The organism is Clostridium kluyveri, from assembly GCF_001902295.1.
Lineage (GTDB): Bacteria > Bacillota > Clostridia > Clostridiales > Clostridiaceae > Clostridium_B > Clostridium_B kluyveri_B.
Genome location: NZ_CP018335.1, coordinates 2430756 through 2446877, shown reverse-complemented (window position 1 = coordinate 2446877; position 16122 = coordinate 2430756). Strand labels below are relative to the sequence as shown.

The window sequence follows — 16122 nt, the reverse complement described above, 5'->3', positions numbered from 1 at the left end:
AGGCAGAGTATTATGTATAAAAAGGTAAAATGGCTTACCATATTAGCTATTGCAGCAGCAAGTACTTGTATATTCAGCATAGGATTTGCATATTCACTTTCCATTACAAATAGTTCTGTAAATGAAAGTAATATTAAGAATAATAGTGAAAATACTGAAAATACTGAAAATAAAACTGAAGAAGTTATAAATCAATTAGATGCTAACTCATATAATGTGTTAGTCATGGGGGATTCTCTTGCAAAGGGAACGGGAGATGAAAATAATGAAGGTTTTGCAGGCGGTTTTGTTAAGCTCTGGAAAGCTAAAACCTCAAAGCCCCTAAGAGTTACTAACATTGCAGTAAATGGTGATACTTCCTCTGGTCTGCTTAATGTTGTACATAGTGCTCAGACACTAGAATATATACAGAATTCCAGTATTATATTTATTTCCATTGGAGGTAATGAGATTAAAAACTTTAAAAGTGTAGATATATCCTCTGTGGATTCAAGTTTATCAGAATCGAAAGAATCAACGTCTTCACCAGCAGATAATGTAAAGTCAGTTGAAAATCAATATCTAAATAACTTAGAAAGTATTTTTAAATCAATAAGGAGTAAAAATCAAAATTGTATTATTGTGTTTATTGGTCTGTATAATCCCTTCGGCAGTGATATAACCCCAGATAAGGTAGAATTATTAAATAATTGGAATTATAAAACTGATGAATTGGTATCCTCAGATAATAATGGTGTATATGTACCTACATATGACCTTTTTAAATATAATACACAAAGTTATCTGGCTCCTGATAATTTTCATCCAAATGCTGCAGGCTATGATGCTATTTCAAAGAGAATATTTGAGGTATTGAAGAATTATAAAAATTAGCTTGGTTAGTGAATTTATTGGTCATGGTAAAATCAGTAATCTAGTTGATATTTGTATAGTATTATGATAAGATTGTGATAAGATTAACTAATAAATTTTTATTTCAAGGAGGAAGAAATAAATGGAATCAGACCCAGAACCTGCCGGTTTAATGCCTCAATTAGGATTGATTGCATTACTCACTCTGTTAAATGCTTTTTTTGCATCTGCAGAAATGGCAATTGTATCACTTAATAAAACTAGAATAAAGCTTTTAGCAGAACAGAGTAATAAAAAGGCACAACTATTGGAAAAGTTATTAAAGGAACCAACTAAGTTTTTATCCACTATACAAGTGGGAATTACTCTTGCAGGATTTTTTTCAAGTGCATCAGCAGCAACTGGTATTTCATACAGAATTGGAAATTATCTAGATAAACTTAATGTTCCTTATGGTCAAGAGATCTCATTTTTTTTAGTAACAATTATTTTATCCTATATCATGTTGGTTTTTGGAGAATTGTTTCCAAAGCGAGTGGCACTACAAAGATCAGAGGAAATTGCCATGCTTTCCATAAGACCAATTTTATTTGTATCAAAATTGGCAATACCTTTTGTTAAACTGCTTTCAATATCTACTAATCTTTTAATAAGGATTACGGGAATGAACAGCAGTAATTTGGAAGAGAAAGTTTCAATAGAAGAGATTAGGTCATTGGTAGAAATAGGACAAGAAAATGGAGTTATTAATTCCACTGAAAAAGAAATGATAAATAGTATATTTGAATTTGACGATAAATTGGCAGAAGAAGTAATGACACCTAGAACGGAAGTATACTTAATAAATATAGATAAGCCTTTGAGTGAATATATAGATGAACTTCTCCAAAAAAGGTATTCTAGGATTCCCGTATTTGAAGGTGATAGTGATAATATTATAGGTATACTTTATATGAAAGATTTTATAATTGAAGCCCATAAAGTAGGCTTTGAAAATGTAGATATAAGAAGTATAATTCATCCTGCATATTTTGTACCTGAAAGAAAAAATATAGACGAACTATTTAAGGAACTTCAAAATTATAGAAAGCATATGGCTATATTGATAGATGAATATGGAGGATTTTCAGGAATAGTAACTATAGAAGATTTAATTGAAGAAGTAATGGGAAATATAAATGATGAATACGATGAAGATGAGCCCTGTGTAAAAAAAATTGATAATAAAACATTCATGGTTAAAGGCAGTATTTCCATAGATGAATTAAATGAGGATTTACATTTAAATCTGAATGAAGATTCTGAAGATTACGATACACTGGGAGGATTATTGATTAAAATTATAGGTCGCATACCAGAGGATGGAGAGCAGCCTGTACTCAAGTATGAAAATATTACATTTGACATAGAGGAAGTGAAGGAAAAAAGAATAGAACGGGTTAAACTTCATATAGAAGAGTAATAAGCTTGTTAAACACAGAAAGTTTTAAATAGTTTTCTGTGTTTTTATTGATTTTAACATCAAGTGCTTCTAAGGTTCAGATGGAGAAAAGTATTCCTTATGAGAAAACTCCACCTGAATCTCTGAAGCACTTGATTATAAGTAAACCTATTCAATACAATCTAGTGATTGTGAAATATCAGAAATCAAATCTTCTTTGTCTTCAATGCCGCAGCTGATACGGATTAATTCTGCTGGAACTCCAGCTTCCTTTAACTCTTCGTCATTCATCTGACGGTGTGTACTTGTTGCAGGATTCAGACAACAACTGCGGGCATCTGCTACATGGGTTTCAATAGCCACAAGCTTAAGATTTTTCATAAAGATTTCAGCTTCTTCACGTCCACCTTTTAAACCAAATGAAACAACACCACAAGAACCATTTGGTAGATATTTCTGTGCAATCTTATAGTATTTATCACCTGGCAGACCACAGTAATTAACATAAGCAACCTTTGGATGGTTTTGGAGAAATTCTGCAACAGATTGTCCATTTTCACAGTGACGCGGCATACGGACATGAAGGCTTTCCAGTCCCAGATTTAAGATGAATGCATGCTGTGGGGATTGAATAGAACCAAAGTCACGCATTAGTTGAGCAGTACATTTGGTAATGAAAGCTCCTTCCTTGCCAAATTTTTGAGCATAGGTAATACCATGATAACTGTCATCTGGTGTACAAAGTCCCGGGAATTTATCAGCATGAGCCATCCAATCAAAATTTCCAGAGTCTACAATGACTCCTCCCACAGCGGCACCGTGTCCATCCATGTACTTTGTAGTAGAATGGGTAACAATGTCAGCACCCCATTCAAAAGGGCGACAATTAATAGGTGTTGGAAAAGTATTATCTACTATAAGTGGAACATCATGTGCATGGGCAGCCTTTGCAAATTTTTCAATATCCAGTACAGTAAGGGCGGGATTAGCAATTGTTTCACCAAAAACTGCCTTTGTATTAGTTTGAAAAGCAGCATTTAATTCTTCTTCTGTGCAATCAGGAGAAACAAATGTAGTGGTAATGCCCATTTTGGACATGGTTACGGAAATTAGATTGAAAGTGCCTCCGTAAATACTGGAAGAAGCAACAATGTGGTCTCCACAGTTGCAAATATTAAACAGGGCAAAAAAATTAGCAGCTTGTCCTGAAGAAGTCAACATGGCAGCAGTGCCGCCTTCCATATCGGCAATTTTTTGAGCCACATAGTCATTTGTTGGATTTTGCAGCCTGCTGTAGAAATAGCCGCTGGCTTCAAGGTCAAACAATTTTCCCATATCTTCACTAGTATTATATTTAAAAGTTGTGCTTTGGATAATAGGAACTTGACGTGGTTCTCCATTGTCGGGTCTATAACCGGCCTGTACGCATTTCGTATTTATTTTATAATTTTTCATTTTAGTATGTCCTTTCTGAAAATAATAATATAATTATTATAATTTTAATATTGTGTTAATTCAAGAGAAAAATCAGGAGGCTTGTGTAGTCATTTTATTTATATCTTATATATAAAATATTTTTGTCATGGTATTATATTTATAGCATTAAAAATCAATTAAAAGAAGGTGAGAAATGTTATGACACTGCAGCAGCTAAAGTATGCAATAGAAATTGCCAATTGTGGTTCTTTTAACGAAGCTGCAAAGCGGCTTTTTATATCCCAGCCAAGCCTTTCCAAGGCCATAAAGGAATTGGAGGTGGAACTTGGAATTGGTATTTTTGAGAGAACCAACAGAGGAATTAGTATATCTATAGATGGGGCGGAATTTTTAGGATATGCCCGTCAGATTATAGAGCAGACAGAGGTATTGGAAAATAGATATCATGGAGAAAGATTTAAAGCATTGCATTTTTCCCTTTCAACTCAGCACTATGCCTTTGTGGTAGATGCCTTTATAAAGCTTATGAAGAGCAATGATAATTCAAAATATGAATTTACCTTAAAGGAAACTAAAACTTATGAGATTATTGAAGATGTAAAAACATTGAAAAGCGACATAGGTATATTATATACAAATGATTTGAATTCAAAGGTGATGAATAAACTTTTTAGTGACAGTAATATTAAATTTACACCTTTATTTAATGTAACACCCCATGTATTTGTGGGTAAGAATCATCCATTGTTAAATAAAAAGGTTGTTACAATGGAGGATTTGACTTCCTTTCCTTTTATAGTATTTGATCAAGGAGAAAAAAATTCATTGAATTTTTCAGAGGAAATTTTGAATTTTTCAAATACCAATAAGAGTATTGTAGTCAATGACAGAGCAACGTTATCTAACTTATTAACGGGAAGTGATGGATATACTGTAGGAACAGGAGTATTAGTTCCAGCCTTTAATGGGGATGAAATTCAATCTATTCCAATTGAAAGTGATCAAATAGTTACAATTGGATGGATTTGTCATAAAAATATAAAACTTAGTAAAATTGCATCCAAGTATATAGAAATTTTAAATTATGATATTGCAACCAAGTATTTGGAATTTAATTATTGCTTACTATAGTGAGAAGGAGGAAATTATGAATAATCAAGTTATAGGAAGAAAAAGAGATGTTCCCCCATATAGATATGATATTGTAGGAAGTTTTTTGCGCCCAGAAGAAATAAGATTAGCTCGAAGACAATATGAGAAAAAAGAAATCTCAAAAGAAGAACTTAAAAAAGTGGAAGATATAGAAATTGCAAAACTTGTAAAAAAACAAAAAAAAATAGGACTGAGAGCTGTTACTGATGGAGAGTTCAGGCGGGGATGGTGGCATCTGGATTTTTTTTTGGGAATCAAAGGAACTGAAAGGATTAAAATAAGTCAAGGCAGCAATTCTTACAATAAACTCATGAAAGCTGAAACATTTCGTGTTATTGACAATATAAAGTTTAAAAATCATCCCATGATTGATGATTTTAAATATTTAAAGGGTATTACAGAGGGGTGTATTCCTAAATTTTCAATACCTTCTCCTGCGCTCTTTCATTTTGTAGAAAGTTATAATTCAAATAGATTTTATAAAGATAATGAAAAATTTCTCTGTGATATCATTGATGTCTATAAACATGCCATAAAAGCCTTTTATGACGCTGGATGCAGGTATCTTCAGCTGGATGATACCACCTGGGGTACATTGTGCAGTGAAATTCACAGAAAGCGGTATGTGGAATTAGGTGTAGATCCAGATAAACTGGCCAAAGATTATGTGAGGTTGATTAATGAATCAATTTCGTGCTGCCCTAAGGATATGACAATTGCACTTCACATATGTAGAGGAAATTTTCATTCTATGTGGTTTGCAGCAGGTGGGTATGAACCTGTTTCTAGGGAACTTTTTTCAAATACCAAGGTAGATGCTTTTTTTCTTGAATATGATAATGAACGTTCAGGAGATTTTTCTCCATTAAGGTTTGTAAAAGATCAAATAGTAGTATTAGGACTTGTTACTACAAAACATGGAGGTCTTGAAAGTAAAGAAGAATTAAAAGCTCGTATTTTTGAAGCCTGTAAGTATGTAGATATAGATAAGCTCTGCTTGAGTCCACAGTGTGGTTTTGCATCTACAGAAGAAGGTAATCTGATTACAGAAGAAGAGCAGTGGGCTAAACTGGAACTTATTGTTGAAACTGCAAAGGAGATTTGGATTCAATAATTTTGAGAGGAAGGTTATAATGAATATTACAATTAGAAAAGTAAATATAAATGATTTAGACCCAGTAGCAAAAGTGGAGGCAGAGTGTTTTCCACAAGCAGAAGCGGCTGCGAAATCATCTTTAAAAGAGCGTATTAAAACATTCCCAGAGAGCTTTTTTGTAGCAGAAATCCATAATGAAATAATTGGATTTATAAATGGATGTGTGATAAATGGTACTGTTATCTATGATAAACTCTATAAGGATTCTGCATTACATGTGCCAGAAGGAGACTATCAGACTATTTTTGGACTCGATGTAGTGCCAAATTATCGTCATAAGGGAATTGCTACACAGTTGATGAATTATATGATAAAATCATCAAAATTGTCAGGACGTAAAGGAATTATATTAACCTGTAAAGATAATCTTATTGAATATTATGAAAAATTTGGATATAAAAATAAAGGGATATCAAAATCAGTACATGGAGGAGCTAAATGGTATGATATGATTTTAGAATTTAATGAGGAGTAAATATCTAAAATATAGGCAAATAAAATTGAAGCTGTAGGTAAAAAATATTCCAACAGCTCCAATTTTAATAGAATTTTCTTTATGTAGGGCACTCTTTTAAATAATTAAAAGTACATATAGAATTAATTATTTGTTATCATATTGCCGGTGTTTTGACAAGTATGAACTGTTCTAGCGAGTTTTTCTGATTTTGGCAATCTGATTTCAAGAACTCCGCTTTGCAGAGTAGCCTCTAGAGCTTCTGCTCTTACACTGGTGGAAAGAGGAACTGTCCTATTTAGTACAAAATGGTTGATTCCATTTGACAGTGTGCCTGAAATGGTTAATGAATCATTACTAACATTGAGATTTAAATCATTTAATGGTGCATTTGATACATATGCAGATATCATAATGTCACTAGATGTTTCTGAAATATCTACCGTAGGCTGAACCATAATGCTTCTTGTGATTGGATGATGGTGAACCATGTTGTTAAAATTTCCACTTCTCATCTGGGTACCCTGGTATGATAAGGTATATGGTTGTGTGATCATCTGATAAGGACTAATTCCACAACTCATCATCTGAGTTCCCATGGCTTGAGGGTTATTATAAGATTGCATAGGAAGTCCGTAGTTACAAGCAGTACATGAATTTAAGTGGTTTGATGATATTGGGGTAAATCTTAGCTGTTGTGTATTGACTCTCTGTTCATTTAAAGTATTAGTGTTCATTTGTATCATTATTTATACCTCCTGAATTTTTTTGATTTTTACAGTAATTATTATTACATATTAAAAGAGAAATTATTCAAAAATAAAAATTTATTATAATAAATTATAAAATTTATTTTTTAAAGAATTAATTTACTTTTGTAACAAAATATCTATATTATGTTTATAAAAAGTTCATTTTAAAGTAATAAAATGAAAAAAGGTGTTTTTTAAAATTTACATACATAGAAAGAAGAGAGAAAATTGGTTAAAATACTAAAAAATTTTTTAATGTTTGCAAGTATTATTGCGATGTATCAGCTAAATCCATGTAATTTAGTACTAGCAGATAATGTTTCCCCTACCTCTGAAGTTCAAACTACATCAATTCAGAATGCATCTAATACTCAAAGCCCACAGGATGGTGACAATTCTTCGTTAGTTCAGAGCGGAGCCAAATCCTCAACGTCCCAGAATGTGTCTGGTTCTTATGAAAAAAATATGAGTGAGAATTCGATATCACAAAGTTCTTCTAGTTCTACCATCGTAGAGAATAATTTTGTTATTTCAGCATCCAATGTGGATGAGGCTAATGATGTATCAGTAAATAAAACCTGGAGAATACAATTCAATCAGCCTATAGTTTTATCTTCCGCTGAGGAAAACATAAAGATTGTAGACAAAAAAACTGATAAAGAAGTTCCAATAAATATATCATTAAGCGAGAACAATTTTTATGTGAATATATCAAGCAGTACTTCCTCCTATGCTCCAGACAACGAGTATCTGTTAAGTGTAGGTACTGGATTGATGTCTGCATATAATAGAACTTTAAAAGCTTCCTTTAGTATGACTTTTAAGACCGGTTCAATAATAACCTCAATAAATGACATAAGTGTATCTATAAATCAAAGGGATAGCTATCAATTGCCGGATGTGGTTACTGCCAACATGTCTAATGGAGAAAAAAAGTCTGTAAATGTTACTTGGGACAACCCTCTTGGAAATTTAAATATACCGGGAAGTTATGTTTACCAAGGCCAGGTTGAAGGATATGATAAAAAGGTGAATTTAAATCTAATAATAAATGCTTCTGCGGAAACTGCTCCATCAAGTGTCACTTCTACATCTGCATGGATATGGCAGCTTCAAAATGAAGTGGATGCATATGGGGGTATAGATAATTTAATATCCAAATTAAAATCATTGGGAATAGCTAATGTTTGTATTAAGTATAATGAAGGGGAAAGGGCTTCCGGTGGAGGTATGAATTTTAGAGAGGATTTTTTGAAGTATGTCAACAATTTTAAAGAAGCAGGATTTAAAGTAGGTACCTGGGGATATAACCATTTTGATGATGTTGAAGGAGAAGCTAATATAATAGTAGATGCCCTTAATAATAGCGATTATTATGTTTTTGATCCTGAAGATGCTGTGTCAGGTAAGACAAAACAAGCAGAAGAAATATGCCAGATTGTAAGGAGTAAATGCCCTAATGCTATTATTGGATATACTACTTTTCCAATAGCAAGTTATCACCAGGATATACCTTATTCAGTTTTTAATAAATATTGCGATTTTGCTGCTCCGCAGTGTTACTGGGGAGAAATGAAATGGTCGGTCACTGCGTGTATGGATAAAATGATTCAGGATTACCAATACTATGGCCTGGACAAGCCTATATATCCTTTAATACAAAGCTATAATGTGGACTACAGTGACTATGAAACTTATGCTGGGTATAAATTCAATTCTACTGGATTATGGTCCTTTGATGAGTTAGGCAGTACATGTCAGGATTTTTTAATCAGTGAAGGGGATAAGTTGAGTAGTTAAACATGTAAGACAGGAATTACTATCCTGTCTCTTTATATGCTTTAATTTACTATTGACAAAATGATTAAAAAAGTATATTATTAACTACAAATTTAAAAGTTAACCGGTTAAAATTTAAAAGAAAATTTCTTATCAAGAGTAGTGGAGGGACTGGCCCTATGATACTCGGCAACCTGAATATTTTATATATATTCAATGGTGCTAATTCCAGCAGGTTAAACCTGAAAGATGAGAGAAACAGTTAATATACTTTCTATAGTTTCTCTGTAGAAAGTTTTTTTATTTGATTGGCTAGACAAACTGGAGGTCAAATTTTATTTATTATAGAGTTTTTATTAATCTCTATGGTATGTGAAATTTGACCTTTTTGTTTTTGCTACATATTTGTTTTTGCTACATATGTATTTTAACATATTATCCATCAATAATAAAAGAAATAATGTGTATAACAGTTGATGAAGTAAATGGAGGAAAAAGGGATGAAAAAGAATGGAAGATTTAAATTATTTTATTATGCAAGTATGATAGTCTTATCTATAGTATTTTTTTCAGGATGCTCAAATACAACAACATCTAATAAAAATTCTGGTGACACAAGTAAACAAAATACTTCCAGTAATAAAAATTCCAGCAGTTCCGCTGTTACCAGTCCTATTGATAACAAATCAGTACCTTCTCTTAAGGGTAAGAAAATAGGAGTTGCTATAGAAGGAATAAGCAATAATTGGGAGAGGCAGGCATATCAAGGACAGCTTGATAGAATAAAAGAGCTTGGTGGCACAGCTATTTCAGTTAATGGTGAACGTAATGCGCAAAAACATATAGGGGATATTAAAAATTTAATTACTCAAAAACCTGATGCAATAATTAAGCAACTTGGTGATACAAAAGTGTATGCGCCTATACTTAAAGAAGTACGTGCTGCCAATATTCCATTATTTACGGTTGATCATCCTAGCGAATATAGTATTACTAATTCCTCTTCAGATAACTATCGGATTGGAGAAGAATTAGCTCGTAAGATGTTTGAAGATATAGGTGGAAAGGGAAAGATAGCAGTCTTTAATGGATTCTATGGTGAAAGAACTTTAGCTATTCGCTATGATGAAATGAAATATGTAGCCAAGGATTATCCTCAAATTGAATTTATTCAACCAGAGCTGCAGGATATTATTAATGGTACTATTGAAGATTCCAAAAAGAAAGTTCAGGATTTATTAATAAAGTATCCTAAAAAAGGTGACCTGAAAGCTATTTGGGCAGGTTGGGATATTCCTGCTATTGGAGCTTCTCAAGCCCTAGTGGCAGCAGGAAGAACTGACATAAAGGTTTATGCTGTAGATGGTGATCCTGATGCAATTAAAGTACTTGCAGATAAAGATTCTCCTTTTGCAGCAGATATGGCCCAACAGCCTTATAAGATTGGTCAAGCTGTAATTGATTCAATGGCACGATATTTAAATGGTGAAGAAGTTCCAAGGTCAGTTTATATGGAACCATATCTTGTGACAAAGGATAATGTGGAAGAGGCAGAAAAAATTTTATTTAATGATAAAAAATAAAATTCCAAATGGAGGATAGAAAATTTTCTATCCTCTTGAAATAATAATATGCGGTTAAAAGGAGAATAGTTAAATTTTATGAGTGAAGAATATATTTTAGAGATGATAAATATACAAAAAGAATTCCCAGGAGTTAAGGCTCTTGAAAATGTTACTTTACAAATCCGTAATGCTGAAATTCATGGAATTGTGGGAGAAAATGGAGCTGGAAAATCTACTTTAATGAAAATACTCGCAGGAATTTATAGTCAAGATAGTGGACAGATTAAATTTAATGGGGAAATTAAAGAGCATTTAACAACGAAGATTGTAGATAAGATGAAAATACATTTTATTCATCAAGAAAGATATATAGTTCCTCATCTAACTGTTGCAGAGTCTCTATTTTTAGGTATTGAGCCTACATATTCTCATCTTAAATTATTGAATAGAAAATCAATGGAAAAAGAGGCTGAGGTAATTTTAAAAGAAAAATTAGGAATTGTTATTTCAGGAAATAGATTAATGGGTAATTTAACTGTAGGTGAACAGCAGTTAATTCAGATTTGCCGTGCATTACTTAATGACCCTAAAATAATTGTTTTCGATGAACCTACTGCAGTGCTTCCAAAACAAGAGGCAGACAGACTATTTTCAATTATACGAGAATTAGGTAAAAAAATTGCAGTTATTTATATATCCCATTACTTAGGTGAAGTGTTAGATTTATGCCATAGGATTACGGTTCTCAGAAATGGTACAAAAGTTAAAACTATGGATTGTAACGGACTGGAAGTTAAGGATATTGTAGTTATGATGATTGGCCGAAACATAGAAAATCAGTTTCCACCTAAAAAAAGATGGAAAAAAGAAGTTCTGTTAAATGTGAAAGGATTGACTCATAGTGGGCAATTTACTGATGTGAGTTTTCAAGTTCATAGCGGGGAAATAATCGGTATAACAGGGTTGATGGGATCTGGACATACTGACGTAGGCAAAGCTATTTATGATAGCAGTGGAATAGTTGGTGGAGCTGTAGAATTTAATGGGAGACAATTATTAAAAAATAGTCCTGAAAAATCAGTAGCGCTGGGAATTGCATATATACCTGAGGATAGACGAAAGTTAGGTGTAATTCAAAATATGTCTGTTCGAGAAAATATAACTATTTCAAGCTTAAAAAAAATAAGTGACAAAGGAATAATTAACAATACATATGAACATGACAAGGTACATGAACTGATAGAAAAATTAGGAATTCGTACTTTTAGTCAGGAAACGGCTGCCGGTCTGCTCAGTGGTGGAAATCAACAAAAAGTTGCCATTGGAAAGTGGCTAAATAGCGATTCTAAGCTTTTTATATTAAATGAGTTAACTTCAGGAGTTGATGTAGGTGCAAAAGTAGAGATTTACTCTATTATAAGTGAAATGGCCGAACAAGGAGCAGGAATAATATTAATTTCACAAGATATACAGGAGTTAGTGGGATTGTCTGATCGTATTTTAGTAATGTATAGAGGAAAAGTTATAAATGAATTTGATGGAAATAGTATAACAACAAATGAAGTATTTATTTCTATGATGGGGGGAAATAAAAATGACTCAATTGGCAGTAAATGCTAAGTCCTTAAAGTTTACTAATATTTTATTTAAATATTGTGGATATATAATATTTATTGTTCTGGCTATAGTATTTTCAATTATTTCACCATCTTTTTTACAATTGCAAAACATATTAAATATATTGAATCAAGCTAGTGTCTTAGGAATTGTTGCCTCTGGAATGACTATAATATTAATTGGAGGCGGTACTCATGTTATCAGAGGAGGAATCGATCTATCACTAGGAAATAATCTTGCAATCAGCAGTGTTATTATAACTTATTTAATAAGCAAAAACTATTCTTTTTTAGTGATAATAGGAATAAGTGTAGTTTGCAGTTTATTTATAGGATTTATAAATTCTTTTATGATTGTAAAACTTAAAATAATCCCTTTACTTGCAACATTGTCAATGATGTATTTATTACAAGGAACTGAACTGCTTATTTCTGGCAATAAGCCCATAGATGTGTCTAATCCTATATTTCAATTTTTATCAAGTGGAAGTTTTTTATTCTTGCCAAGTTCAGTTTGGGTATTTATATTAGTTGAAATAATATTGTATATACTTTTAAATAAATCAGCATTTGGAAATTGGATAAATGCTGTAGGAGGAAATCCTGAAGCTGCAACAATATCAGGTATTAATGTAAAGTTTATTTTATCTTTAACTTATATTATTGCATCAATAAGTGCATTAATTGCAGGTGTACTAGCTGCTTCTCGGCTATCTGGCAGTGTGCCTGGAATAGGAGATGTCATGTTATTTGATATATTACTTTCAGCTTACATGAGTGCTATTTTTTCACATACTTCTGTACCCAATATTCCAGGTACGATTCTTAGTGCATTATTTGTTGAAATGCTTACAAATGGATTTACCTTAATAAATGTTCCAACATATTGGGTTTATGCAGTTAAAGGTGTCTTAATATTGATGGCGGTAGCAATTACTACTACACAGCAAAGGAGGTTAAATTAAAAATATGTTGAAAAATATTTTAATACGATATAGCACTATAATAGCATTATTATTATTAATTATAGGACTTTCTGTAACTACTCCTGATTTTTTGAATCCTGGTAATTTAATAAATATTTTCAGTCAATCAGCTATACTTGCTTTAGTATCTGTAGGATTGTGTCTAGTCGTTGCAGCAGGAGGAATAGATCTTTCTGTAGCTGTGGCATTTGATATTGGAGGCATGGTATCTGTGTTGTTATTAGAAGCAGGTTCTGGATGGCTAATAGCCATTATTTTTGGACTGCTTTCAGGGGCTATTGTAGGAGCTTTTAATAGCTTTTTGGTGTTGAAGGTTAAGATTACCATATTTTTAGCTACACTGGGAACTCTTTTTATAGGACAAAGTATAGAAAAAATTATTACTAAAGGAGGAACACCTGTATATATGCCAGAGATGGATGGAGTATTTAAATTTTTAGGAGATGGAAGTATATTTGTGGTACAAAAATGGGGAGGGCAAATTGATTTTAAATTTTCTGTAATTTTAGCTATTTTGGTATCAGTACTTGTACATTTTTTGTTGAAGAAAACCATATTGGGCAGATATTTATATGCCATTGGCTCTCAAAGTGAAGCCGCGAAGCTTTCTGGTGTTCCCGTAAAAAAATATACCTTTTATGCTTTTGTACTATGTAGTGTAATCTGTGCATTAGCTGGAATAGTTGGAGCTTCTGCAGTAAAATCTTATGTTCCCCTTAGTGGAAGCTACTATCTGATGGATGCTATAGGTGCGGTTTTTATTGGAAGTACTTTAAATGAGAAGGGTTTTGTAGATGTACCAGGTACATTGGTTGGAGTAATATTTTATGGAGTTGTATCCAATGGTCTTAGTTTAGAGGAGATTAATTTTTATTGGCAAAGTGTAGCTCATGGGTTGTTAATGTTTTCTGTATTAATATTAAATTCTTATAGAGTCATTTTTATTAGAAAAGCTTCTGTTGTCTAAGTTATTTTATTTATTTTAAATGGCATCTGAGTTAAAAATCATAAAAAGTAAAAAATTATAAATTATGCAGGGAGGTTAAATTTATGGGAAAAATTGTTTTAGCAGGAGGTTGTTTTTGGGGGATTGAAGCTTATTTTAATACAATAGATGGTGTCGTCTATACTAAAGTTGGATATGCTAATGGCAATACAAAAAATCCAACCTATGGACTAGTATGCAAAAATAATACAGGTTTTGCAGAAGCTTGTTATATAGAATATGATGATAATATCATAAAATTAGAGCAACTACTTAGTAATTATTGGAAGGTAATTGATCCAACAGTAAAAGATAGACAGGGACATGATATAGGTACTCAATATCGTACAGGAATTTATTATTTTGATGGAAAAGATGTTGAAGTAATAAAAAAGTCCAAGGAAAATGAGCAGAGAAAATATAAAAAGATTATTGTAACTGAAGTAGAACCTCTAAAAAATTTTTATGATGCAGAGGAATATCATCAAAAGTATTTGGATAAAAATCCAAATGGATATTGCCATATTCCAAAAGAATTATTAGTAAAATAAAAACTAATGTGCACATACATCTACTATGTCTTGTAAAATATATCTAAATTTAGAAAAGAGGAGATTTTCATGAGTGAAAAATTTAAAATAGGAACAAAAGCAGTACAGGGAGGATATTCGCCTAAGTCAGGTGATCCAAGGGTAGCTTCAATAGTTCAAAGTACATCATATAAATATGACACTTTTGATGAAGTGGCAAATGTAGCGGCAGTAAGTGCAGATGTAACAGCATTAAATAAACAAGGAGGATATCTGTACACGAGAGTAGGAAATCCAACGGTGACAACACTTGAAAAAAAATATGTAGAATTACAAGGTGGTGTTGAAGCAATTGCCACTGCGTCGGGACAATCAGCAGTAGTCTATTCCATAATAAATATTGCAAATTCAGGAGATCACATTATTGCAAATTCAAATCTATATGGAGGTACATATAATCTTTTTAATACGATTATACCTAAGTTAGGGATTAATGTATCCTTTGTAGACCCCACAGCTTCTGAAGAAGAGATTTTAGAGGCAGCAACAGAAAATACTAAACTGATATTTGGGGAAACCATAGGAAATCCAGGACTTAATGTATTGGATTTTGATAAATTTTCTTCTGCGGCAGTAAAATTGGATATACCGTTTATCGTTGATAACACTATAGCAACACCTTATCTTATAAATCCCTTTGAATATGGAGCAAATATAGTGGTTCATTCTACTACTAAATACTCAGACGGGCATGCAGTGTCTCTTGGAGGAATAATTATTGATGGGGGAAACTTTAATTGGGCAAATGGAAAATTTCCCGATTATACTACTCCCACTGGTCCCTACAACGTGATATTTGTCAATGAATTCGGAAAACGTGCTTTCTCAGGAAAATTAAGAACCAATTTAGTTGAAGAATTTGGTGCAGCGCCAGCTCCATTTAATGCATTTTTAACAAATCTGGGATTGGAAACACTACATTTAAGAATGGAAAGACATTCATATAATGCTTTAAATCTAGCTAAATACCTTTCAAATCATCCTAAAATTCAATGGGTTAGATATCCCTATCTGGAATGGGATCCAGAATATGAAAGAGCAAAAAAGTATTTAAATGGAGGAGCAAGTGGAATTTTAACCTTTGGGGTAAAGGGAGGAATTGAAGCGGCAAAAACTTTAGGAGAAAATTTAAAATTAGCTTCTATAGTTGTTAATTTAGGTGATGTAAGAACCTATGTGATCCATCCTGCAAGTACAACCCATTTGGCATTGTCGGAAGAACAACAAAGAGAAGCAGGAGTAACACCTGAATTAATCAGGGTATCTGTAGGAATCGAAGATATTGAAGATATAATAGCAGATTTTCAGCAGGCTTTAGATAAAGTCTGAAATAGGTAATTTTAAAAATACAGAGGTG

General features: G+C 32.4%; 14 protein-coding genes and 1 riboswitch. Of the genes, 12 read left to right on the top strand and 2 right to left on the bottom strand.

The window, feature by feature from the left end; all coding sequences use genetic code 11:
* Positions 1-12 precede the first annotated feature (12 nt).
* Together BS101_RS11740 and BS101_RS11735 are read left to right on the top strand one after the other, a co-directional pair.
* Positions 13-873, top strand: coding sequence for an SGNH/GDSL hydrolase family protein (locus tag BS101_RS11740; RefSeq protein WP_073538993.1), 861 nt, complete (start codon positions 13-15; stop codon positions 871-873).
* A 121-nt stretch (positions 874-994) separates the two neighbouring features.
* Positions 995-2314 (top strand): hemolysin family protein, encoded by a 1320-nt coding sequence (locus BS101_RS11735; protein ID WP_073538992.1) that lies wholly within the window; start codon positions 995-997, stop codon positions 2312-2314.
* Positions 2315-2461: 147 nt separating this feature from the next.
* Here the strand turns inward: BS101_RS11735 and BS101_RS11730 are convergent, their stop codons facing one another.
* Positions 2462-3748, bottom strand: a complete 1287-nt coding sequence (locus BS101_RS11730; protein ID WP_073538991.1) for an O-acetylhomoserine aminocarboxypropyltransferase/cysteine synthase family protein — start codon at positions 3746-3748, stop codon at positions 2462-2464.
* Positions 3749-3928: 180 nt separating this feature from the next.
* Between BS101_RS11730 and BS101_RS11725 the strand changes: the two genes are divergently transcribed.
* The 3 genes from BS101_RS11725 to BS101_RS11715 are packed head-to-tail and all read left to right on the top strand — an operon-like array spanning position 3929 to position 6513.
* Complete coding sequence (locus tag BS101_RS11725) at positions 3929-4861, top strand: LysR family transcriptional regulator (protein WP_073538990.1); 933 nt, start codon at positions 3929-3931, stop codon at positions 4859-4861.
* 16 nt (positions 4862-4877) lie between these two features.
* On the top strand, positions 4878-5996 hold the full coding sequence (locus BS101_RS11720) for a 5-methyltetrahydropteroyltriglutamate--homocysteine S-methyltransferase (RefSeq protein ID WP_073538989.1): 1119 nt from the start codon (positions 4878-4880) through the stop codon (positions 5994-5996).
* Positions 5997-6015: 19 nt separating this feature from the next.
* A complete protein-coding gene (locus BS101_RS11715; protein WP_073538988.1) occupies positions 6016-6513 on the top strand; it encodes a GNAT family N-acetyltransferase in 498 nt (165 codons plus the stop codon).
* Positions 6514-6635: 122 nt separating this feature from the next.
* Here the strand turns inward: BS101_RS11715 and BS101_RS11710 are convergent, their stop codons facing one another.
* On the bottom strand, positions 6636-7238 hold the full coding sequence (locus tag BS101_RS11710; RefSeq protein ID WP_073538987.1) for an Hsp20/alpha crystallin family protein: 603 nt from the start codon (positions 7236-7238) through the stop codon (positions 6636-6638).
* Positions 7239-7472: 234 nt separating this feature from the next.
* On the opposite strand from BS101_RS11710, the gene BS101_RS11705 reads away from it, so the two are divergent.
* The 7 genes from BS101_RS11705 (at position 7473) to BS101_RS11675 (ending at position 16094) form a co-directional block, all read left to right on the top strand.
* Positions 7473-9044 (top strand): Ig-like domain-containing protein, encoded by a 1572-nt coding sequence (locus BS101_RS11705; protein ID WP_073538986.1) that lies wholly within the window; start codon positions 7473-7475, stop codon positions 9042-9044.
* Between the two features lie 126 nt (positions 9045-9170).
* Positions 9171-9279, top strand: a riboswitch (SAM riboswitch).
* 244 nt (positions 9280-9523) lie between these two features.
* Positions 9524-10606, top strand: coding sequence for a sugar ABC transporter substrate-binding protein (locus tag BS101_RS11700; protein ID WP_083585708.1), 1083 nt, complete (start codon positions 9524-9526; stop codon positions 10604-10606).
* Between the two features lie 78 nt (positions 10607-10684).
* Positions 10685-12208, top strand: coding sequence for a sugar ABC transporter ATP-binding protein (locus BS101_RS11695; RefSeq protein ID WP_073538985.1), 1524 nt, complete (start codon positions 10685-10687; stop codon positions 12206-12208).
* Entirely contained in the window at positions 12183-13169 is a 987-nt protein-coding gene (locus BS101_RS11690) for an ABC transporter permease (protein ID WP_073538984.1), read from the top strand. Before BS101_RS11695 ends, BS101_RS11690 begins: the two co-directional genes overlap by 26 nt.
* 4 nt (positions 13170-13173) lie before the next feature.
* Entirely contained in the window at positions 13174-14157 is a 984-nt protein-coding gene (locus BS101_RS11685) for an ABC transporter permease (RefSeq protein WP_073538983.1), read from the top strand.
* A gap of 83 nt (positions 14158-14240) precedes the next feature.
* Positions 14241-14726, top strand: a complete 486-nt coding sequence (msrA, locus tag BS101_RS11680; RefSeq protein ID WP_073538982.1) for a peptide-methionine (S)-S-oxide reductase MsrA — start codon at positions 14241-14243, stop codon at positions 14724-14726.
* Positions 14727-14795: 69 nt separating this feature from the next.
* Positions 14796-16094: an O-acetylhomoserine aminocarboxypropyltransferase/cysteine synthase family protein gene (locus BS101_RS11675; RefSeq protein ID WP_073538981.1), complete on the top strand. Its 1299-nt coding sequence runs from the start codon at positions 14796-14798 to the stop codon at positions 16092-16094.
* Positions 16095-16122: the final 28 nt, after the last annotated feature.